The organism is Dyella dinghuensis (assembly GCF_003977615.1).
In the GTDB taxonomy this organism is placed as follows: Bacteria; Pseudomonadota; Gammaproteobacteria; order Xanthomonadales; family Rhodanobacteraceae; genus Dyella_B; species Dyella_B dinghuensis.
The window spans coordinates 574,745-595,863 of the sequence record NZ_RYZR01000003.1 but is presented as its reverse complement, the minus strand read 5'-3'; the positions used below and the strand labels follow the sequence as shown (position 1 = coordinate 595,863).

Annotated in this window: 17 protein-coding genes and 1 tRNA gene; all 18 read left to right on the top strand. The window is 59.8% G+C overall.

The window, feature by feature from the left end:
- The first annotated feature begins 5 nt into the window (after positions 1–5).
- The 18 genes from nuoE (at position 6) to pnp (ending at position 21,019) form a co-directional block, all read left to right on the top strand.
- Complete coding sequence (gene nuoE / locus EKH79_RS05750; protein WP_126672811.1) at positions 6–533, top strand: NADH-quinone oxidoreductase subunit NuoE; 528 nt, start codon at positions 6–8, stop codon at positions 531–533.
- Positions 534–543: 10 nt separating this feature from the next.
- The gene (gene nuoF / locus EKH79_RS05745; RefSeq protein ID WP_126672810.1) at positions 544–1,869 is read left to right on the top strand and encodes an NADH-quinone oxidoreductase subunit NuoF; all 1,326 of its coding nucleotides are present in this window, start codon (positions 544–546) and stop codon (positions 1,867–1,869) included.
- Positions 1,866–4,193 (top strand): NADH-quinone oxidoreductase subunit NuoG, encoded by a 2,328-nt coding sequence (gene nuoG, locus EKH79_RS05740; RefSeq protein ID WP_126672809.1) that lies wholly within the window; start codon positions 1,866–1,868, stop codon positions 4,191–4,193. The genes nuoF and nuoG overlap by 4 nt, the downstream gene beginning before the upstream one ends.
- Positions 4,194–4,196: 3 nt before the next feature.
- Positions 4,197–5,222 carry an NADH-quinone oxidoreductase subunit NuoH gene (gene nuoH, locus EKH79_RS05735; RefSeq protein ID WP_126672808.1) on the top strand — a complete coding sequence of 342 codons (1,026 nt, stop codon included), beginning with the start codon at positions 4,197–4,199 and terminating at the stop codon, positions 5,220–5,222.
- 8 nt (positions 5,223–5,230) lie between these two features.
- Positions 5,231–5,722, top strand: coding sequence for an NADH-quinone oxidoreductase subunit NuoI (nuoI, locus tag EKH79_RS05730; RefSeq protein ID WP_126672807.1), 492 nt, complete (start codon positions 5,231–5,233; stop codon positions 5,720–5,722).
- Positions 5,723–5,734: 12 nt separating this feature from the next.
- The gene (locus EKH79_RS05725; RefSeq protein WP_199754148.1) at positions 5,735–6,388 is read left to right on the top strand and encodes an NADH-quinone oxidoreductase subunit J; all 654 of its coding nucleotides are present in this window, start codon (positions 5,735–5,737) and stop codon (positions 6,386–6,388) included.
- Positions 6,385–6,690, top strand: coding sequence for an NADH-quinone oxidoreductase subunit NuoK (nuoK, locus tag EKH79_RS05720; RefSeq protein ID WP_126672806.1), 306 nt, complete (start codon positions 6,385–6,387; stop codon positions 6,688–6,690). Before EKH79_RS05725 ends, nuoK begins: the two co-directional genes overlap by 4 nt.
- Positions 6,691–6,694: 4 nt before the next feature.
- A complete protein-coding gene (nuoL, locus tag EKH79_RS05715; RefSeq protein ID WP_126672805.1) occupies positions 6,695–8,743 on the top strand; it encodes an NADH-quinone oxidoreductase subunit L in 2,049 nt (682 codons plus the stop codon).
- Positions 8,744–8,757: 14 nt separating this feature from the next.
- Positions 8,758–10,266 (top strand): NADH-quinone oxidoreductase subunit M, encoded by a 1,509-nt coding sequence (locus EKH79_RS05710; protein WP_126672804.1) that lies wholly within the window; start codon positions 8,758–8,760, stop codon positions 10,264–10,266.
- 12 nt (positions 10,267–10,278) lie between these two features.
- A complete protein-coding gene (nuoN, locus tag EKH79_RS05705; protein WP_126672803.1) occupies positions 10,279–11,718 on the top strand; it encodes an NADH-quinone oxidoreductase subunit NuoN in 1,440 nt (479 codons plus the stop codon).
- 90 nt (positions 11,719–11,808) lie between these two features.
- A tRNA-Met gene (locus EKH79_RS05700) sits at positions 11,809–11,885 on the top strand.
- 191 nt (positions 11,886–12,076) lie between these two features.
- On the top strand, positions 12,077–12,595 hold the full coding sequence (locus EKH79_RS05695; RefSeq protein ID WP_126672802.1) for a ribosome maturation factor RimP: 519 nt from the start codon (positions 12,077–12,079) through the stop codon (positions 12,593–12,595).
- 47 nt (positions 12,596–12,642) lie between these two features.
- Complete coding sequence (gene nusA / locus EKH79_RS05690) at positions 12,643–14,148, top strand: transcription termination factor NusA (RefSeq protein ID WP_126672801.1); 1,506 nt, start codon at positions 12,643–12,645, stop codon at positions 14,146–14,148.
- Positions 14,149–14,271: 123 nt separating this feature from the next.
- Positions 14,272–17,049, top strand: a complete 2,778-nt coding sequence (gene infB / locus EKH79_RS05685; protein ID WP_126672800.1) for a translation initiation factor IF-2 — start codon at positions 14,272–14,274, stop codon at positions 17,047–17,049.
- A gap of 78 nt (positions 17,050–17,127) precedes the next feature.
- Positions 17,128–17,502: a 30S ribosome-binding factor RbfA gene (gene rbfA, locus EKH79_RS05680; protein WP_126672799.1), complete on the top strand. Its 375-nt coding sequence runs from the start codon at positions 17,128–17,130 to the stop codon at positions 17,500–17,502.
- A gap of 26 nt (positions 17,503–17,528) precedes the next feature.
- Positions 17,529–18,470 carry a tRNA pseudouridine(55) synthase TruB gene (truB, locus tag EKH79_RS05675; RefSeq protein ID WP_126672798.1) on the top strand — a complete coding sequence of 314 codons (942 nt, stop codon included), beginning with the start codon at positions 17,529–17,531 and terminating at the stop codon, positions 18,468–18,470.
- 153 nt (positions 18,471–18,623) lie between these two features.
- Positions 18,624–18,893: a 30S ribosomal protein S15 gene (gene rpsO / locus EKH79_RS05670; RefSeq protein WP_126672797.1), complete on the top strand. Its 270-nt coding sequence runs from the start codon at positions 18,624–18,626 to the stop codon at positions 18,891–18,893.
- 20 nt (positions 18,894–18,913) lie between these two features.
- On the top strand, positions 18,914–21,019 hold the full coding sequence (gene pnp / locus EKH79_RS05665) for a polyribonucleotide nucleotidyltransferase (RefSeq protein WP_126672796.1): 2,106 nt from the start codon (positions 18,914–18,916) through the stop codon (positions 21,017–21,019).
- Positions 21,020–21,119: the final 100 nt, after the last annotated feature.

Genomic DNA, 21,119 nt, shown 5'->3' with positions numbered 1-21,119 from the left:
CATACATGAAAGCCACCGGAAATTACGATCAAGTCAAGCATGTCGATCCGCTCGTCGTGCTCAATGATCACACGCGTCATCACATCGATCATTGGCTGGGCAAGTTCCCGCCGGATCGCAAGCGCTCCGCGCTGATCCAGTCCTTGTTTGCCGCGCAGGAACAGAACAACGGCTTCCTCACCGATGAGCTTATCGCCGCTGTCGCACGCTATATCGATGTGCCGACCGTGTGGGCTTACGAAGTGGCCAGCTTCTATTCGATGCTGGAAACCAAGCCGGTCGGCCGCAACAACGTGGCGATCTGCACCAACATTTCGTGCTGGTTGAATGGCGCCGAAGATCTCGTGCGTCATTGCGAAAAGAAACTCGGCATCAAGCTTGGCGAAAGCACACCCGACGGGCGCGTCTACCTCAAGCAAGAAGAAGAATGCATTGCTGCGTGCGTGTATGCACCGGCGATGACGGTCAATGGTCATTACCACGAGCATCTCACGACCGAAAAGGTCGACGAGATTCTCGATGGCTTGAAATAAGGGCAGGGCAATGGCAGTCGGACCCGCACCCCAGGAACACCAGGTCGTCTACACCACGCTGCATTTCGATAAGCCGTGGGCGATGGACAGCTACCTGCAAGTGGACGGCTATAAGGCGTGGAAGAAAATCCTCGCCGAGAAGCCCGATCCCGCTTCCATCGTCGAGGAAGTGAAGAAGAGCAATTTGCGCGGCCGTGGCGGCGCAGGCTTTCCGACCGGCTTGAAGTGGTCCTTCATGCCCAAGGGGGATATGCAGAAGTACATCCTCTGCAACTCCGATGAATCGGAGCCCGGTACGGCAAAAGACCGCGACATTCTTCGCTACAACCCGCACTCGGTCATCGAAGGCTTGGCGATTGCTTGCTACGCCACCGGTTCGACGGTTGCGTACAACTACCTGCGCGGCGAATTCCATCACGAGCCCTTCGAGCATTTCGAAGAAGCGCTGAAGGAAGCGTACGAAGCCGGTCTGCTCGGCAAGAACATCCAGGGCACCGGCATCAACGTCGATATCTACACCGCGTTGGGTGCTGGCGCTTACATCTGCGGCGAAGAAACCGCATTGATGGAATCGCTGGAAGGCAAGAAGGGCCAGCCGCGTTTCAAGCCGCCGTTCCCGGCCAATTTTGGTCTGTACGGCAAGCCGACGACGATCAACAACACCGAAACCTATGCATCGGTGCCGGCGATTCTGCGCAACGGTCCGGATTGGTTCCTCAATCTGGGCAAGCCCAACAATGGCGGTCCGAAGATCTTTTCGGTCTCCGGCCACGTCAACAATCCCGGCAACTTCGAAGTTCGCCTCGGCATCCCGTTCAAGGATCTGCTTGAAATGGCGGGTGGCGTGCGTAACGGCAACAAGCTGAAAGCCGTGATTCCGGGTGGTTCATCGATGAAGGTGCTGCCGGCCGACATCATGATGGATTCCACCATGGACTATGACTGCCTGCAGAAAGCAGGCTCGGGTCTTGGTTCGGGTGCGGTTGTCGTGATGGATGACACTACCTGCATGGTGAAAGTCTGCCATCGCATCTCGCGGTTCTATTTTAAGGAGTCGTGCGGTCAGTGCACGCCGTGCCGCGAAGGCACCGGCTGGATGTACCGCGTGCTCACACGCATCGTGGAAGGCAAGGGCACGCAGGACGACTTGCACCGCCTCAAGGCCGTTGCGGGTCAGATCGAAGGCCACACCATCTGCGCGTTCGGCGAAGCCGCCGCGTGGCCGGTGCAGGGCTTCCTCGCCCGCTTCTGGGATGAATTCGAATATTACGTGCAGCACGGTCGTTCGATGACCGAAGACCGGCTTGCCGAAACACGTCGTGGAGTCGCTGCATGAGTGCGCAGCCAGCCAATACCGCGCCCGATCTTCTGAACATCGAGATCGATGGCAAGCCCACGCAGATCCGCAAGGGCGCCATGATCATCGAAGCGGCCGACGCCATTGGCGTCGCGATTCCGCGCTTCTGCTATCACCGCAAGCTGCCCATCGCCGCCAACTGCCGCATGTGTCTGGTGGAAGTGGAAATGGGCGGCCGTCCCATGCCCAAGCCGCAACCTGCGTGTGCAACGCCCGTTGCCGAAGGCATGAAGGTCACCACGCGTACCGCTGGCGCACTGAAGTTCCAGCGCGACGTGATGGAATTCCTGCTGATCAACCATCCGCTCGACTGCCCGATCTGCGATCAGGGCGGCGAATGCGAACTGCAGGACGTCGCGCTCGGTTACGGCCGCAGCGTGTCGCGTTACACCGAACGCAAGCGCACGATCGCTGACGAAAATCTCGGTTCGCTCGTCGCCACCGAAATGACGCGTTGCATTCAGTGCACACGCTGCGTGCGCTTCACCAGCGAAATTGCAGGCACGTACGAGCTCGGCGGCATGAGCCGCGGTGAAAACCTGCAGATCGGTACGTACATCGGCAAGACGCTGGAGACCGAACTCTCCGGCAACATCATCGATGTCTGTCCGGTCGGCGCGCTCACCAACAAGCCGTTCCAGTTCAAGGCGCGTGCGTGGGAGCTGATCGCCAAACCGTCGGTGGCTTACCACGACGCGCTGGGTTCCAACCTGTGGCTGCATACGCGCCGCGGCGAAGTGCTGCGCACCGTGCCGCGCGACAACGAAGCCATCAACGAATGCTGGTTGTCCGACCGCGACCGTTACAGCTACCAGGGTCTGTATGCCGCCGACCGCGTGCGCACACCCGAAGTGAAGCGCAATGGTCGCTGGCAGGGCACGACCTGGGACGACGCGCTCGCCGTCGCCGCAGAAGCGTTGAAGGATGTTGCGGGTAGCGACCTCGGCATCCTCGTGCATCCCGCCACGACCAACGAAGAAGGTGATTTGCTCGTTCGTCTCGCTCGTGGTCTTGGCAGCGCGCACATCGATCATCGTCTGCGTCAGCTCGACTTTGCCGACAACGCCGTCGCACAGCCGTTCGGCATGGCCGTTGCGGATGTCGACAAGGTGAAGGCCGCGCTGCTGGTCGGTTCCGATCTGCGTTACGAGATGCCGCTGCTCAATCACCGCATCCATCAGGCGGTGAAGAAGGGCGCGAAGGTCTACACGATCAATCCGGCTGAATTCCACTTCAACTACAAGCTTGCCGGCGAAGCCATCGTTGCGCCGCATGCACTGGTTGATGCGTTGTTGTCGCTCGCCAAGGCTGCCGTCGCTGCGGGTGCAACGGCTCCAGCCTATCTTGCCGATGCCATCAACGGTGCTGCAAACGATCAGGGCGACAGCGATGCCATCGCCGCGCTGAAGTCCGGCCACGCTGTTGTGATTCTGGGTGAGGCGGCTGTTACGCATCCGCAGGCATCCTGGCTACGTTCGATTGCGCGCTTCGTCGCCGAAGCGACGGGCGCGGCGTATAACGAGCTGCCGACGGGTGCCAACGCCATTGGTCTGGCCAAAGTGGGTGTGGTTCCCGGTAACGGTGGTCTCAATGCGCAGGCCATGCTCGCTCAGCCGCGCAAGGCTTACGTGCTTTATGGCCTGGAGCTGCCGCACGACTTTGCCGACGGTTCTGCCGTCATCAACGCATTGCATGGCACGCAGCACATCGTTGCCTTTGCCTCGTTCGCCACACCGGAATTGCGCGATGTGGCTGATGTGATCCTGCCGATCGGCCTGTTGCCGGAAATCGACGGCACGCTCGTGAATGTCGATGGTCATGCGCAGCGCGTCGAAGCCGGCGCGAAAGCACCGGGTCATGACGTGCGCGCAGGCTGGAAGGTATTGCGTGCGCTCGGTGGCCAGATGAAGTTGCCGGGCTTTGAGTTCGATGACATAGCCGGTCTGCGTAACGGGATCAATGAACAGAACGTTGCAGCGAAGCAGGAACTTGCCGAACGCAAAGCAGTGCAGGGCCTGAGCCGTCTCGCTACCTGGCCGATCTACCGCAGCGATGCGGTGCTTCGCCGTGCAACGGCGCTGCAGTCGCATCCGCTCAATCGCGCACCTGCCGTACGCGTGAATGCGGAAGAGGCCCAACGTCAAGGCTTGGCAGTTGGCCAACAGGTGAAAGTGGCCAATGTGGTCCTGCCGCTGGTGATCGATGCATCGGTGCCCGACGGCGCAGCGTGGATCGAAGCCGCACATGATCAGACCGCGACGCTGCCCCCTTACGGCGCAGCCATCACTTTGAGCAAGGCGTAACCCATGGGCGAGCAGATTCTCAACCAACTTGTCTGGCCGATCATCTTCACGCTTTGCGTCCTGCTGCCGCTGGTTATCGCGGTTGCCATGTACGTGTACTGGGAACGCAAGATAATCGGTTGGATGCACGTCCGCATGGGGCCAAACAAAATTGGCCCGCTCGGTTTGCTGCAGGCCTTTGCCGACGTGGTGAAGTTGTTGGTGAAGGAAGTGATTCTTCCGACCAATGCCAATAAGTTCCTGTACTACTTGGCACCGATGATCGCGCTTGTGCCTGCGCTCGCTGCTTGGGCGGTGATCCCCTTCAGCGACAAGATGGTGTTGTCCAACGCCAACGCGGGATTGCTGTATCTGCTGGCGATGACGTCGCTTGGTGTGTACGGCATCATCCTCGCGGGCTGGTCGTCGAACTCGCGTTATGCGTTGCTTGGTGCCATGCGCTCGGCAGCGCAGGTTATTTCCTACGAACTGGCGATGGGCCTGTGCCTGGTCTGCGTGCTTGTTCTTGCAGGTAGCCTGAACCTGACCGACATCGTGCATGCTCAGGCAGGCAAGGGCATGTTCGGCTGGTTCTGGCTGCCGCTTTTCCCCGTGTTTATCGTGTACTTCGTCTCGGGCGTGGCAGAAACCAACCGTGCACCGTTCGACGTAGCGGAAGGTGAATCGGAAATCGTGGCCGGCTTCCACGTGGAATATTCGGGTTCGGCCTTCGCGCTGTTCTTTCTGGCCGAATACGCCAACATGATTCTGGTTAGCTTCCTCGCCCCGATCCTGTTTTGCGGCGGCTGGCTCAGCTTTTTCCCGGAGAGCTGGGGCGTCATTGGCCATCCAAGCATCCTGTGGTTATTCCTCAAGGTCTTCCTGTTCGCCAACCTGTTCCTGTGGTTCCGCGCGACATTCCCGCGCTACCGCTATGACCAGATCATGCGCCTGGGCTGGAAGGTGTTCATTCCCATCGCCATCGTTTGGGTTCTCGTTGCCGGCTGCATGAAGTACTACGGCTGGGTTCATGTCGGCACAGGGGGCTAAAGACAGTCATGTCTCGCGTTACTAACTACTTCAAGAGCCTGCTGCTCATCGAATTGCTCAAGGGCATGGCGCTCACGCTTCGGTATTTGTTCGCACCGAAGTACACGATGCGCTATCCGATGGAGCACATCCCCAAATCCAACCGCTTCCGCGGTCTGCATGCGCTGCGCCGTTATGCTAACGGCGAAGAGCGTTGTATCGCGTGCAAACTGTGCGAGGCGGTGTGCCCGGCACTCGCCATCACCATCGACTCCGCACCGCGCCCGAGCGATGGTCAGCGTCGTACCACGCGCTATGACATCGACTTGTTCAAGTGCATCTACTGCGGCTTCTGCGAAGAAAGCTGCCCGGTGGACTCGATCGTCGAAACGCATGTGCACGAATACCACTTCGAGCATCGCGGCGAGAACGTCGTGACCAAGCTGCAGCTGTTGGCTATCGGCGATCGTTTCGAAGCCGATATCGCAGCCGCTCGTGCGCAAGACGCGGCTTATCGCTGAGGACGGGACATCATGATCGATCCGCAAATGTTCCAACTCGTCTGTTTCTACGCTTTCGCGGCGGTGACTGTGCTCGCGGCGTTGTCGGTGATCACGCTGCGCAACTCGGTGCACGCTGTGCTGGCGCTCGTGCTTACGTTCTTCAGTACCGCCTGTATCTGGATGCTGGCCGAAGCTGAATTTCTGGCTATCGCGCTGATCGTGGTCTACGTCGGCGCGGTGATGGTGCTGTTCCTGTTCGTCGTGATGATGCTCGACATCGATCAGGAGAAACTTCGCGAGGGTTTCGTGAAGTATCTGCCCGTTGGTCTTATCGTCGCGATTGCCATGCTCGTGGAAATGCTTGGCCTGATCGGCGTGCGCATCATGCATGCGCAAACGATGGGCGATAACCCGGCAACCGCCGCAGGCCTTTCCAATACCGCGTGGCTGGGTATGGCGCTGTATTCGCAATACCTGCTGCCGTTCGAAGTTGCCGCACTGATTCTTACGGTGGGCGTGATTGCCGCGGTGGCACTTACGTTGCGCCAACGCAAGGGTGTTCGTCACCAGCAGGCTAGTGAGCAGGTGGCGGTCAAAGCCAGCGATCGCGTTCGCATCATCAAGATGGCGGCGGAGCGTTCGGCCGATAGCGAGCCGACGCCCGCACAGGAGTCCAAGCCATGATCACGCTTTCGCATTACATCGTGCTTGGCGCGATCCTGTTCTGCATTTCGGTGGCGGGTCTGTTCATCAACCGCAAGAACGTCATCGTGTTGCTGATGGCGATCGAGCTGATGCTGCTTGCCGTGAATATCAATTTCGTTGCCTTCTCGCGCTTCGGTCACGATGTGGCGGGGCAGGTCTTCGTCTTCTTCATTCTCACCGTGGCCGCGGCCGAATCCGCGATCGGTCTGGCGATTCTGGTGTTGTTGTTCCGTAACCGTAACACCGTCAATGTCGCCGAAATCGACAGCATGAAGGGTTGAGCACATGGAAATTTCCACCTCCATTCTGTTGACCATTGCGCTGGCGCCGCTTGTCGGTTGCTTGCTTGCTGGCTTTTTCGCCAAGCAAGTCGGGCGCGTGGGCGCACACAGCATCACCATTCTCGGTCTGCTGATTTCCTGCGGGCTGTCGTTCTATGTGCTGTACCAGATCACCGCTGGGAATGCGCCGGTCTACAACCACACCATCTATACCTGGTTTGATATCGGTCGCTTCAACGCCAGCATCGGCTTCCTGATCGACCGTCTCACCGCGATGATGATGGTGGTGGTGACCTTCGTGTCGCTGCTGGTGCACATCTACACCATCGGCTACATGGCCGACGACGACGGTTACCAGCGTTTCTTCAGCTACATTTCTCTCTTCACCTTCTCGATGTTGATGCTCGTCATGAGCAACAACTTCCTGCAGCTGTTCTTCGGCTGGGAAGCGGTGGGCTTGGTGTCGTATCTGCTGATCGGCTTCTGGTACAAGCGCTCGACGGCGACCTTCGCGAGCCTCAAGGCGTTCATCGTCAACCGCGTGGGCGACTTCGGGTTCCTGCTCGGTATCGCAGCGATTCTGTACTTCCTTGGTACGCTGGATTACGCGACGGCGTTCGCTCACGCGCCAAGCCTGATCGGCAAGACGTTGACCATTACGCAGAACACGCAGTGGGATGCCGCGACGGTCATCTGCATCCTGCTGTTCATCGGTGCGATGGGTAAATCGGCGCAGGTGCCGCTGCATGTGTGGCTGCCGGATTCGATGGAAGGTCCGACGCCGATCTCCGCATTGATCCACGCGGCAACGATGGTGACTGCCGGTATCTTCATGGTGGCGCGTATGTCGCCGCTGTATGAGCTGTCGGATACGGCGCTTAGCCTTGTGTTGGTGATTGGCGCGACTGGCGCGTTGTTTACGGGCCTGATCGGTATCGTGCAGAACGACATCAAGCGCGTGGTCGCCTATTCGACGCTATCGCAGCTTGGCTACATGACCGTCGCACTGGGTGTGTCGGCGTATGCAGGTGCCGTGTTCCACCTGATGACGCATGCGTTCTTCAAGGCGCTGCTGTTCCTCGGCGCTGGTTCGGTGATCATCGCCATGCACCATGAGCAGGACATGCGCTACATGGGCGGTCTGCGTAAGTACATGCCGATCACATGGATCACCATGTGGATCGGTGCGTTGGCGCTGTGCGGCGTACCGTTCTTCTCGGGTTTCTACTCGAAGGACGCGATCATCGAGGCGGTACACGACTCGCATCGCTGGGGTTCTGGTTACGCATACTTCTGCGTCCTCGTTGGCGCGTTCGTGACGGCGACTTACACGTTCCGCCAGATGTACATGACGTTCCACGGCAAAGAGCGTTTCAAGGTCGTCGAACATCACGGTCATGGCGATCACCATGATGATCATCACGACTCACATGACGAACATGGCGGTCATGAACCAGGCGTGCTGGACCATGCACCGAAGGAATCGCCGTGGGTGGTGACGTTGCCGCTGATCCTGTTGGCCATTCCGTCGCTGTTCGTGGGTATGTTCACGGTCAAGCCGATGCTGTACGGCAACTGGTTTGGCGATGCGATTTACGTACAGCACTTCCACAATGTGCTGGAAGAACTCGGCAAAGGCTTCCACAGTTGGTGGCAAACCGGTCTTGAAGGTCTGACGCAGCTGCCGTTTATCTTTGTCGCAATCGCGTTTGTCATAACTACCTACATTTATCTGTTCAACGTCGCCCTGGCTGACAAAATCAAGCGCGCGCTGTATCCGATTTGGGTGATCCTCGACCGTAAGTACTGGGTCGACAACATCTACTTCGCAGTCTTCGCGCGTGGTGGCGTCATGCTCGGTCGTATGTTCTGGAAGGGCGGCGATGCTGCCGTGATCGACGGTGTGCTGATCGACGGTTCGGCTAGCATGATTCAGCGCATCGCTTCGGCCATGCGTCGTCTCCAGTCTGGTTATCTGTACCACTACGCCTTCGCGATGATCCTCGGCCTGATCCTGCTTCTGGGCGGGTACTGGCTGGTCGGCGGGCACTAAGGGAAGCGAGCTCCATGTTCAATCATCTGCTCAGCCTGCTGATCTGGCTGCCCATCGTAGGCGCAGTGCCTGTGCTGTTGGCCGGCTCCAGCCGTCCGAACACGGCGCGCTGGATATCCCTATTGATGGCGATTCTCACCTTCGCCGTCAGCCTGTTCCTCATCCCGCAATACAACGCGACTACCGGCGGCATGCAGCTGGCGGAAAGCCATCTGTGGATTGATGCGCTGAACGTGCACTACAGCCTGGCGGTCGACGGCATTTCGGTCGCGCTGATCCTGCTGACCACGTTTGTCGGCATCCTGGTGATCATCGGCGCCTGGGAAGTGATCCAGGACAAGCCGCATCAGTACATGGCCGCAATGCTGGTGCTCGAAGGCTTGATGATCGGCGTGTTCTGTGCCACGGATGCGTTGCTGTTCTACGTGTTCTTCGAGGCCATGCTGATACCGATGTTCATCCTGATCGGTATCTGGGGTGGCCCGCGTCGCGTCTACGCAACCCTGAAGTTCTTCATCTATACGTTCCTCGGCTCGATCTTCATGCTGATCGGCTTGATCTACCTGTATTTGAAGGCAGGTACGTTCGATCTGCATACGCTGGCGATGTTGCCGCTGACGATGACCGAGCAAAGCTGGCTGTTCTTCGCCTTCCTGATCGCCTTTGCGGTGAAGGTGCCGATGGTGCCGGTACACACATGGTTGCCGGATGCGCACGTGGAAGCGCCGACTGGCGGTTCGGTGGTGCTGGCTGCCGTCATGCTGAAGATCGGCGGATACGGGTTCCTGCGCTTCAGCCTGCCAATTGTCCCCGATGCATCGGCGCATTTCGCATGGCTCATCATTCTGCTCAGTCTGATCGCCGTGGTGTACATCGGCTATGTCGCGCTGGTGCAGGAAGACATGAAGAAGCTGGTGGCCTATTCGTCCGTGGCGCATATGGGCTTCGTCACGCTGGGCATCTTCATTGCCTTCATGCTGGCGCGAGAGTTGGGTAACACCGATGCGGCGCGTCTGGGCATGCAAGGTGCCATGGTGCAGATGATCTCGCACGGTTTCGTTTCAGGTGCGATGTTCTCGTGCATCGGCGTGCTGTATGACCGCCTGCATACGCGTCAAATTAAGGACTACGGTGGCGTCGTCAATGTGATGCCGTGGTTCGGCGTCTTCTACGTGTTCTTTGCCATGGCGAACTGCGGGTTGCCGGGCACCAGCGGCTTCGTCGGCGAATTCATGGTGATCCTGGCTTCCTTCAGTGCGAATCCGTGGATTGCCCTGTTTGCCGCATTCACGCTGATCATCGGTGCCGCGTACACGCTGTGGCTGGTCAAGCGCGTGTTGTGGGGCGAAGTGACGAACCCGCACGTGGCGGAAATGAAAGACATCAACGCACGCGAAACGCTGGTACTGGGTGGTTTTGCCGCCATGGTGCTGATCGTTGGTATCTGGCCGGAACCACTTATCCATCTCATGGACAGCTCGGTAACGCAGCTCGTCCAGGTGCTGGCCATTCATAAGGTCTGATCGAGAGCGACCATGCCGACTTTCAACGACATTCTCATCATGGTGCCAGAGTTCTTTCTGGTGGCCGCGGCGTGCGTCCTTCTGCTGGCCGACGCTTTCATGAAGCCATCCGAGCGCGTCTATCTGCACTGGATGTCCATTGCGGTGCTCGCCGTAACGATCTATCTGGTCGTCTTCAAGCAAACGGGTGGAACAGTCACCGCGTTCAACGGCATGTTCATCCGCGATGGTGTTGCCAGTATCTTGAAGGTGTTCGCGTTGCTGACCACGATTCTGGTGTTCATCTACGCGCGTCCTTATCTGCAGGATCGCAAGCTGTTCGTGGGCGAGTTCTACACACTCACCATCTTCGCGGTGATCGGTGTGATGCTGCTGGTGTCCGCCGGCAACCTGATCATGATTTATCTGGGCCTGGAATTGCTGACGCTTTCGTCGTACGCACTGGTGGCCTTGAATCGCGATTCGAGCCTTTCGTCGGAAGCCGCCATCAAGTACTTCGTGCTGGGTGCGCTTTCGTCAGGCATGCTGCTCTATGGCATGTCGATGGTTTACGGGGCGACGGGCACGCTGAGCCTTGCTCAGTTGCATACCGCGATTCCGAGCAGCACGATGCCGCATCTGTTGGTGTTCGGTTTGATCTTCATGATCATCGGTATCGCGTTCAAGTTGGGCGCGGCGCCGTTCCACATGTGGATTCCCGACGTCTACCAGGGTGCACCGACTCCGGTGACGACCTTCATCGGTTCGGCATCGAAGCTCGCTGCATTCGGTATGGCTTATCGCCTGCTCGAAACCGGCATGGGCGATCTTGCGCAACATTGGCAGCTGATGCTCGCCGCACTGGCGGTGCTTTCGCTGGCGATCGGCAATCTCGTCGCCATCGTGCAGACGAATATCAAACGTCTGCTGGCGTACTCAACCATCTCGCACATGGGCTATCTGCTGCTCGGTTTGGTCAATGCCACGCCGGAGGGTTATTCGGCAGCGATGTTTTATGCGATCAGCTACGCGCTGATGTCCACCGCAGCCTTTGGTGTGATCCTCGCATTGAGCCGCGCCGGCTTTGAAAGCGAAGAAATCGACGACTTCAAAGGCCTCAATCAGCGTTCGCCGTGGATGGCTTTCCTGATGATGCTGGCGCTGTTCTCGCTGGCCGGTGTGCCGCCGATGTTTGGCTTCTTCGCCAAATTACTCGTGCTGCAGGCTGCGATTCACGCGGGCATGATGTGGCTGGCTATCGTTGGCGCCGTGTTCGCCATCATCGGCCTTTACTACTACCTGCGCGTCGTCAAGGTGATGTACTTCGACAAGCCTGTAGAAGGCGCCCAAGTGCGCCTTCAGCCCGATTTCACACTGCGCGTGGCTTTATCGTTGAATGCGTTGGTGTTGCTTGCGCTGGGTCTGTGGTGGGGACCGCTGCTGGGTTGGTGCAAGCAGGCTTTCGTCGGTTGAGGTGTGTGTTCCGCACGTGCGGATTTGAGGCATTAACGAGTTTCAGGCTTGCAAGAATCTAGCCATCTCGTTAAACTCCTCGGACTCTGATGCGGGGTGGAGCAGTCTGGCAGCTCGTCGGGCTCATAACCCGAAGGTCGTAGGTTCGAATCCTACCCCCGCTACCAGATCTTTCTTGGACAAGAAAGCCTCCTCGCGAGGCTTTTTTGTTGGGCGCAAGGATTGCGGTGCACTTTGTCAGGCATTTTTTGCTATGAAAGGGTGCGGGAAAGAGCCTGGAAGAGTCGGGACATCGGCGAGATAAGGGAATGGGCCGCTTGAGCCCATTTTTTGTTTCTGGCGACAGTAGACGGATCACATGGATACGCAAGCTCTGGCACAACGATTCACCGACGTTCTGGCTGATCTTCAGCTCGAATGTCTTGGCATCGAATTCAGCCCTTCGCAGGGACAGAGCACGCTGCGCGTCTATCTCGATGCGGAAGGGCGCGAAGTGACGCTCGATGATTGCGAATCGGCGAGCCGCGAGCTTTCCGCGATGCTGGACGTTGAAGATCCGATTCCAGGGCATTACGTATTGGAAGTTTCCTCGCCTGGCATCGATCGCCCGCTGTTTACGGCTGCGCAGTTCGCCAAGGTGGTCGGTCAGGAAGTAAAGGTGCTGTTGAAGGCACCGCTTGAAGGTCGCCGGCGTTTGCGCGGCAAAGTGGCATCGGTGGAAGGCGATTTAATCGCGCTGGAAGCCGAAGGCAAGGTTTTTGAGTTTGCGCACGATGCAGCGGAAAGCGCTCGTATCGTGCCGGATTGGGCCGCGCTCGGTTATGTGCCGCAGCCCAAACTCGGCGGTCGCAAGCCAGGTAAGAAAGCGTCGAAATAATTCAATCTGTCGATGGGGCGCCGGATGGCGTTCACGGAGTGGTTGCAATGAGCAAAGAACTTTTGCTGGTCGTTGATGCAGTAGCCAATGAAAAGGGCGTATCGCGTGACGTGATCTTCCTGGCAATGGAAGCTGCGTTGGCATCGGCTGCCAAAAAGCGTTACCCGGATGAAGATCCGGAGATTCGCGTGAGCATCGATCGCAATACGGGCGACTACGAAACCTTCCGCCGTTGGGAAATCATCGCCGATGATGGCGAAATGGAATCGCCGTTCCACCAGCTGCGACTAATGGACGCCATCGACGAGCGCGCCGATTCGGCCATTGGTGAATACATCGAACAGCAGATCGAAAATGCCGAATTTGGCCGTATCGCTGCGCAGGCTGCCAAACAGGTGATCGTGCAGCGTGTGCGCGAGGCCGAGCGCCAGCAGGTGGTCGATGCGTTCAAGGATCGCGTCGGCGAACTGGTTACCGGCATCGTCAAGCGCGTCGAACGCGGCAATGTTTATCTGGATCTTGGCGGCAACGCCGAGGCCTTTATTCCGCGCGACAAGACCATTCCGCGCGAATCGCATCGCGTCGGCGATCGCGTACGCGGTTATCTGCAGGAAGTGCGCTCCGAAGTGCGCGGTCCGCAGTTGTTCGTGTCGCGTGCTGCACCGGAATTCATGATCGAGCTGTTCAAGCTCGAAGTGCCGGAAGTCGGCCAGGGTCTCGTCGAGATCAAGGGCTGCGCGCGTGATCCGGGCGATCGCGCCAAGATCGCCGTGGTTGCACACGACAGCCGCACCGATCCGATCGGCGCGTGCATCGGCATGCGCGGTTCGCGCGTGCAGGCGGTATCGAACGAGCTCAATGGCGAGCGCGTCGACATCATCCTGTGGCACGAGAACCAGGCGCAGTACGTCATCAATGCGATGGCTCCGGCGGAAGTGCAGTCCATCATCATGGACGAAGACAAGCACTCGATGGATATCGCCGTCGCCGAAGACAAACTCTCGCAGGCCATCGGCCGCGGCGGTCAGAACGTGCGCCTGGCCAGCAAGCTCACCGGCTGGCAGCTCAACGTGATGACGCAGGACCAGGTCGCCGCCAAGAGCGAAGCCGAGCAGGAATCCGCTCGCCAGCTCTTCATGGACAAGCTGGAAGTGGACCAGGAAATCGCGAACATCCTCGTGCAGGAAGGTTTCTCCAGCGTCGAGGAAATCGCCTACGTGCCGAGCGCCGAGCTGCTGGCCATCGAAGGCTTCGACGAAGACATCGTCGAAGAACTTCGCGCCCGTGCTCGCGACTCGCTGCTCACCGAAGCGCTGGCCGTCGAAGAAAACATCGACGAACACCAGCCTTCGCAGGAACTACTTGATCTGGATGGCATGGACGAACCGACGGCCTATGCGCTTGCTGAGCGCGGTGTCGTCACGGTGGACGATCTGGCCGACCTCGCGGTCGACGACATGATCGACATCGAGGGCATGGATGAAGAACGCGCAGCGGCACTCATCATGGCGGCACGTGCGCCGATGATTGCGCGGCTGGAGAAGGGCGGCTAACCCGGCGGCAGCGCCCTGGATGGGCGCGCCGGGAGACTGAAACGTCTCCACCAAGGACGGAGGTGGCCGTGCAAAGAGGTTTTGTACGGACGATAAGCGCGGGAACGGCGGAGAAAGAACACGATGTCGGACGTTACGATTAAACAACTAGCCCAGGTTCTGGGCATGCCCGTCGACAGGCTGCTTACGCAGCTTGGCGAAGCAGGCATGAAATTCTCCGATCCGGAGCAGGTCATCAGCAGCACCGAAAAGGTGAAGCTGCTGGGTTTTCTGCGTCGCACACACGGCAAGAACGATGTGGCGCCAGAAGCCGACGACTCCTCGCCCAGGCAGATCACACTCAAGCGCCGCAAGATCAGCGAACTGAAAGTCGCCACGCCGGGCGGCCGCGGTGCGCCAAGCAGCGCCAAGACGGTGAACGTGGAAGTGCGCGCCAAGCGCACCTACGTCAAGCGCAGCGTGATTGCCGAAGAGGCGAGTGCCGAGCCGGAGCGCGAAGACGCATTGCGCAAGCTGCACGAATCGGCGCAGCAGCGCGAGCATGAAGAAAGCGAACGCGTCGATCTGGAGCATCGTCGTCAGGAGGAAGCGCGCCAGCGTGCTGAAGAAGAAGCGCGCCGCGAAGCAGAAGCCGAACGCGCACGCCTTGAGGCACAAGCCGCTGCCGAAGCACGCGCTGCCGAAGCCCAGGCACCGCAGCGTCCGGTGGAAGAAGAACGTCACGTTCCGGCCGACAACGAATTCGTCGAAGCCAGCGACAAGAATGCGCCGGATCCGGCATCGGTGCAGCGCATTGATCAGCATTCGCTGGGCATGATCCTTCCGCGCATTCACGAACCGCGCAAGCGCGACAAGAAGCCCGTGGCAGTTGCTGCGGCTCCCGCGCCTGCACCCGCTCCGGCGCCAGCGCCGAGCAGCGGTGCCGATCGCGGCAAGGCGCGTCATGGCCATCAGGATCGCGACGATATGCCGGGTGGAAAGCGTTTCGCCGCTGGCGAACTGCATCTGTCCGAAGCCGATCGTGCACGCCGTTCCAACAAGCGTGGCAAGGCAAACAAGGGCTCTTCACGTGACGCAGCACGTTCGGGCTCTCCGGCTTCAGCTGGAGCCCACGGCTTCTCGCGTCCGACTGCGCCGGTTGTGCGCGAAGTCGTCGTGGGCGATGCCAACGTGGTTGCCGAGCTTGCGCAGAAGATGGCAGTCAAGGGTTCGGAAGTCGTCAAGGCGCTCTTCAAGATGGGCGTGATGGCAACGATCAACCAGACCATCGATCTCGACACGGCTGTGCTCGTGGTGGAAGAACTGGGCCACAAGCCAGTCGAAGCCAGCGATCAGGGCGCAGAAGCCGCACTGGCAGCACACACGCAGAACGCCGAACTAGACGGTGAGCGCTCGTTGCGTCCGCCAGTTGTCACCATCATGGGTCACGTCGACCACGGCAAGACCTCGCTGCTCGATTACATCCGCCGCACCAAAGTGGCTTCGGGCGAAGCGGGTGGCATTACGCAGCACATCGGTGCCTATCACGTGGAAACGCCCAAGGGCGTTATTACGTTCCTCGACACCCCGGGCCACGCCGCCTTTACGTCGATGCGTGCACGTGGTGCGCAGTCCACTGACATCGTGGTGCTGGTGGTTGCAGCCGATGACGGCGTGATGCCGCAGACCCAGGAAGCCGTGCAGCACGCACGCGCTGCCAAGGTGCCGCTGATCGTCGCGGTCAACAAAATGGACAAGTCCGACGCCAATCCGGACAACGTCAAGCAAGGCCTCGGCAACCTGGAAGTGATTCCGGAAGAATGGGGTGGCGACACGCCGTTCGTGCCGGTGTCGGCGAAGACCGGTCTGGGCATCGACGCCCTGCTGGACGCGATCCTGGTGCAGGCCGAAGTGATGGAACTCACGGCCGTGAAAGACGGCCCGGCCTCGGGTGTGGTTATCGAGTCCGCGCTCGATCGCGGCCGCGGTCCGGTGGCTACCGTGCTGGTGCAGCAGGGCACGCTCAAGCGTGGCGACTTCGTCGTGTGCGGTATCGAATACGGCCGTATGCGTGCCTTGATCGATGAAACCGGCAAGACCGTGCAGGAAGCCGGCCCGTCGATCCCCGTGCAGGTGCTCGGTCTTTCCGGCGTGCCGGAAGCCGGTGACGACTTCGTTGTCGTCGCCGACGAACGCCTGGCACGTGAAGTCGCTGCAGAACGTCAGCTCAAGCGTCGCGAAACGCGCATGGTGAGCAAGGCCAATCGCCTTGAAGACATCATGGCGCTGATGGGTCAGGCGTCCGAACAGCAGACGCTCAACATTCTCGTCAAGGCCGATGTGCAGGGTTCGGTACAGGCACTGCGTGAATCGCTGAGCCAGATCGGCAACGAAAACGTGAAGGTCAACGTGATCGCAGCCGGTGTCGGCGGCATCACCGAATCGGATGCAACGCTCGCTGCAGCATCGAAAGCGCTATTGATCGGCTTCAACGTGCGTGCGGATGCGTCGGCACGCAAGGTGATCGACACGGCCGGTCTGGACGTCCGTTACTTCTCGATCATCTATGACGTGATCGATCAGGTGAAACAGGCTGCGTCCGGTCTGCTGGGCGTGGAAGTGCGCGAAGAAATCATCGGTACCGCTCAGGTGCGCGATGTGTTCCGCAGCTCCAAGTTCGGCGCCGTGGCCGGTTGCATGGTGGTGGAAGGTACCGTCAAGCGCAGCAAGCCGATTCGCGTGCTGCGTAACAACACCGTGATCTTCCAGGGCGAACTGGAATCGTTGCGCCGCTTCAAGGAACTCGTCGACGAAGTGCGCAGCGGCATGGAATGCGGTATCGCCGTGAAGCAGTACAACGATGTGAAGGTGGGCGATCAGATCGAGTGCTTCGAGCGCATCGAAGTTGCCCGCACGCTGTAACTAAACACCTTTCCTTCGGGAAAGGCGACACGCCGCTGCGCGATCGCAGCGGCGTGTTCTCTCTTTTTGGAGCGGCCTATGCCCTCACGTGACTTCAAACGAACTGACCGCGTCGGCGCCGAGCTTCGCCGTGAAATCGGCACGATGGTGCATGCTGCCGTGCGCGATCACGGACTGCCTTCGTGCAGCGTCTCGGATGTGGAAGTGACGCGCGACCTGGACTTTGCCACGGTGTGGGTTACTGCACTGCTGCCGGCACAGTCGAAAGAAGCGGTGAAGGCGCTCAACGAATTGGCCGTCGAATTTCGCCGCACGCTATCGCGCCAGATGCGTCTGCGCCGCGTGCCGGAGTTGCGTTTCAAATACGACGACTCGGTCGACAAAGGCGAGCGCATCGATCTGCTGCTGCGCCAGGATGCCGATCGCCCCGTCTCCGACGAAAACGACGACTGAGTTCTCCCGACCTTGCACTATTCACCATGAGTCGCCGCCGCAAACGCTCCGGTGCCCGTGAACTGCACGGCATCCTCCTGCTCGACAAACCGCTCGGCATGAGTTCGAACAAGGCGCTGCAGATCGCGCTGGGAACACTTCGCGCCGCCAAAGGCGGTCACACCGGTGCGCTCGACCCGCTCGCCACCGGCCTGCTGCCGTTGTGCTTTGGCGAAGCGACCAAGATTGCCGGCATGCTGCTCGGATCGCGCAAGGCGTATCTGGCCGAATGTCAGCTCGGTGTGACCACGACGACGGCGGACAGGGAAGGGCAGATCGTCGACCAACGGCCGGTGCCCGAGCTGGATGACGCCACGATCGAGGCTGCGCTGATCCCCCTGCGCGGGACGATCGTTCAGGTTCCGCCGGTGTATTCGGCCATCAAGCAGGACGGCGAACCGCTCTACCTTCGCGCACGGCGCGGCGAGGATGTTCAGGCGCCACCACGCGAAGTCGAGATCGATCGGCTCGAACTGGTTTCCCGCACTGCCGACACCCTGACCCTGCTCGTGGAATGCGGCTCCGGCACGTATATCCGTAGCCTGGCGGTTGATCTGGGCGAGCGGCTGGGTTGCGGGGCCCATCTGACCGCTCTGCGGCGCCTGTGGGTGGATCCGTTCCGCGAGCCGGTCATGGTGACCGTCGAACAGCTCCAGGAAGCCTCCGGGCAGGGCGAGGACGTGCTCGATCAGCTCGTTCAGCCGATGGCGACCGGCGTGGCAGACCTTCCCGCCATTCACCTGGACGAGGAGGCTAGTCAGGCCGTCTCACAGGGCCGTCAGATCGAATGGCCCGCAGATTTGCCCCGGGATCGCTCCGCAACCTTCGCCAGCGACGGTCGTCTCCTGGCGCTGGTGGAGTGCAGCGAGCAGGGCCGCATGCGCATTTTGCGCGGCTTCAATCTGCCCCAAGAACCTGAAAAGACTTAACGCAGCATGTGATGGTCTTGTTGCAATGCACTCCCTGTCGGTACAATAACCCTCTTGATTCAACGCTTTCGTTCAACCGCCGGAGCTTGCGCAACATCATCGGGTGGTGATGTTGCGCAAGTTCCGCACACGTTTTTATAGGAAGAGATACTCATGTCCCTCACTGCAGAACAGTCCAGCAAGATCATTGCTGACTTCGGCCACAAGCCTAACGACACCGGTTCGACGGAAGTGCAGGTTGCCCTGCTCTCCGCGCGTATCGATCACCTGACCGATCATTTCAAAGCACACAAGCAAGATCATCATTCCCGCCGTGGTCTGCTCAAGCTGGTTAATCAGCGCAAGCGCCTGTTGGGCTATTTGAAGGATCGCGATCTAGGCCGATATCAGAGCCTGATTGAGCGCCTCGGCTTGCGTCGCTGATCGGACCGAGGACAAACCACGTGGCGAAAGTAACCAAGTCATTCCAGTACGGTAATCACGAAGTCACACTGGAGACGGGCGAAATCGCCCGACAGTCTTCTGGTGCTGTCATGGTCAGCATGGGCGGTACCGTGGTGCTCGTCACCGCAGTCGCAGCCGCCAAGGCGAAGGAAGGGCAGGATTTTTTCCCGCTCACCGTCGACTATGTCGAGAAGTTCTACTCCGCCGGCCGCATTCCCGGTGGCTTCTTCAAGCGCGAAGGTCGTCCGACCGAAAAGGAAACGCTCACCTCGCGCCTGATCGATCGTCCGGTGCGTCCGTTGTTCCCGGAAGAGTTTAAGAACGAAGTGCAGGTCATCGCACAGGTCGTCTCGCTGAACCCGGAAGTCGACGGTGACATTCCCGCCATGCTGGGTGCCTCCGCTGCGCTTAGCCTTGCCGGCATCCCGTTCAAGGGACCGATCGGTGCTGCGCGCGTTGGTTATACCAACGGCAAGTACCTGCTCAATCCGTCCGTCACCGAGCTGAAGACCTCGGATCTGGACCTGGTTGTCGCCGGTACGTCCAACGCTGTGCTGATGGTCGAATCCGAAGCCAAGCTGCTGAGCGAAGAAGTCATGCTCGGCGCGGTGGTGTTCGGTCACCAGCAGCTACAGGTCGCGATTCGTGCGATCGCCGAGCTGGCCGCTGAAGCTGCCAAGCCGTCGTGGGACTGGCAGCCGCCGGCCCGCAATGAGTCGCTGATTGCTGCGCTCAAGGGCGAAGTCGGCAACAAGCTCGAGGAAGCCTTCCAGGTACGCGACAAGCTGCAGCGCCGCGACGCCATCGCTGCGATCAAGTCCGACGTGCTGGCATCGCTGAAGGATCAGGCCGAGCAACACGGCTGGGCCTCGGCCGAACTCGCGAAGGAATTCGCCGAGCTCGAATACCACACCATGCGCGACAGCGTGCTGAAGACCAAGATCCGCATCGACGGTCGTAAGCTCGACGACGTGCGTCCGATCACCGTTCGCGTCGGCGTCCTGCCGCGTACGCACGGCTCGGCGCTCTTCACCCGCGGTGAAACGCAGGCGCTGGTTATCGCCACGCTCGGCACCACGCGCGATGCCCAGATCATCGATGCGCCGGAAGGCGAGTCGAAAGATCCGTTCCTGTTCCACTACAACTTCCCGCCGTTCTCGGTGGGTGAAGCCGGTCGTTTCGGCGCACCGAAGCGTCGCGAAATCGGTCACGGCCGTCTCGCCAAGCGCGGCGTGCAGGCCGTCAAGCCGAGCATCGAAGAATTTCCGTACGTGCTGCGCGTGGTCTCCGAGATCACCGAGTCGAACGGTTCCTCGTCGATGGCATCGGTGTGCGGTTCGTCGCTGGCCTTGATGGACGCTGGCGTGCCGCTCAAGGCGCCGGTCGCCGGTATCGCCATGGGCCTGGTGAAGGAAGGCGGCGACTTCGTCGTGCTCTCCGACATCCTCGGTGACGAAGATCACCTCGGCGACATGGACTTCAAGGTAGCCGGTAGCGCCGATGGCGTGTCCGCGCTGCAGATGGACATCAAGATCGACGGCATCACCGAAGAAATCATGAAGGTGGCGCTGGAGCAGGCTAAGCGTGGCCGTCTGCACATCCTCGGCGAAATGGCCAAGGTGATCAGCACGCCGCGTTCGGAAATGAGCGAATACGCACCGCGTCTGCTCACCATCAAGATTCATCCGGACAAGATCCGCGAAGTCATCGGCAAGGGCGGCGCCACCATCCGCTCGATCACCGAAGAAACCGGCACCACCATCGACATCACCGACGATGGCACGGTCGTGATCGCCTCGGTCAACCGCGAAGCGGCCAACGCCGCCAAGGCGCGCATCGAGCAGATCGTGTCCGACGTCGAGCCGGGCCGCATCTACGAAGGCAAGGTTGCCAAGCTGATGGACTTCGGTGCTTTCGTCACGATCCTGCCGGGCAAGGACGGTCTCGTCCACGTCTCGCAGATCTCCAATGAGCGCGTCGAGAAGGTCTCCGACAAGCTCAAGGAAGGCGATATCGTCAAAGTCAAAGTGCTCGAAGTGGACAAGCAGGGCCGTATCCGCCTGTCCATGAAGGCTGTCACCGAGGACGAAGGCGCCAACGCCTGAGTTTTTCCGACACGCTGATCATCGAAAACGCCCGGCTCCTGTAGCCGGGCGTTCTCATTTCGGAAAGCTTCAATTTGATACGATCGGCATTCCGCTAGAG

Excerpts from the sequence above, each read along its gene's own strand:
- EKH79_RS05725 (WP_199754148.1), top strand. The coding sequence starts at position 5,735 with ATGATCGATCCGCAAATGTTCCAACTCGTCTGTTTCTACGCTTTCGCG.
- nuoH (WP_126672808.1), top strand. The coding sequence starts at position 4,197 with ATGGGCGAGCAGATTCTCAACCAACTTGTCTGGCCGATCATCTTCACG.
- nuoE (WP_126672811.1), top strand. The coding sequence starts at position 6 with ATGAAAGCCACCGGAAATTACGATCAAGTCAAGCATGTCGATCCGCTC.
- truB (WP_126672798.1), top strand. The coding sequence starts at position 17,529 with ATGAGTCGCCGCCGCAAACGCTCCGGTGCCCGTGAACTGCACGGCATC.
- nuoI (WP_126672807.1), top strand. The coding sequence starts at position 5,231 with ATGTCTCGCGTTACTAACTACTTCAAGAGCCTGCTGCTCATCGAATTG.
- EKH79_RS05710 (WP_126672804.1), top strand. The coding sequence starts at position 8,758 with ATGTTCAATCATCTGCTCAGCCTGCTGATCTGGCTGCCCATCGTAGGC.
- nuoN (WP_126672803.1), top strand. The coding sequence starts at position 10,279 with ATGCCGACTTTCAACGACATTCTCATCATGGTGCCAGAGTTCTTTCTG.
- nuoG (WP_126672809.1), top strand. The coding sequence starts at position 1,866 with ATGAGTGCGCAGCCAGCCAATACCGCGCCCGATCTTCTGAACATCGAG.
- nusA (WP_126672801.1), top strand. The coding sequence starts at position 12,643 with ATGAGCAAAGAACTTTTGCTGGTCGTTGATGCAGTAGCCAATGAAAAG.
- nuoK (WP_126672806.1), top strand. The coding sequence starts at position 6,385 with ATGATCACGCTTTCGCATTACATCGTGCTTGGCGCGATCCTGTTCTGC.
- nuoF (WP_126672810.1), top strand. The coding sequence starts at position 544 with ATGGCAGTCGGACCCGCACCCCAGGAACACCAGGTCGTCTACACCACG.
- rbfA (WP_126672799.1), top strand. The coding sequence starts at position 17,128 with ATGCCCTCACGTGACTTCAAACGAACTGACCGCGTCGGCGCCGAGCTT.
- EKH79_RS05695 (WP_126672802.1), top strand. The coding sequence starts at position 12,077 with ATGGATACGCAAGCTCTGGCACAACGATTCACCGACGTTCTGGCTGAT.
- rpsO (WP_126672797.1), top strand. The coding sequence starts at position 18,624 with ATGTCCCTCACTGCAGAACAGTCCAGCAAGATCATTGCTGACTTCGGC.
- infB (WP_126672800.1), top strand. The coding sequence starts at position 14,272 with ATGTCGGACGTTACGATTAAACAACTAGCCCAGGTTCTGGGCATGCCC.
- nuoL (WP_126672805.1), top strand. The coding sequence starts at position 6,695 with ATGGAAATTTCCACCTCCATTCTGTTGACCATTGCGCTGGCGCCGCTT.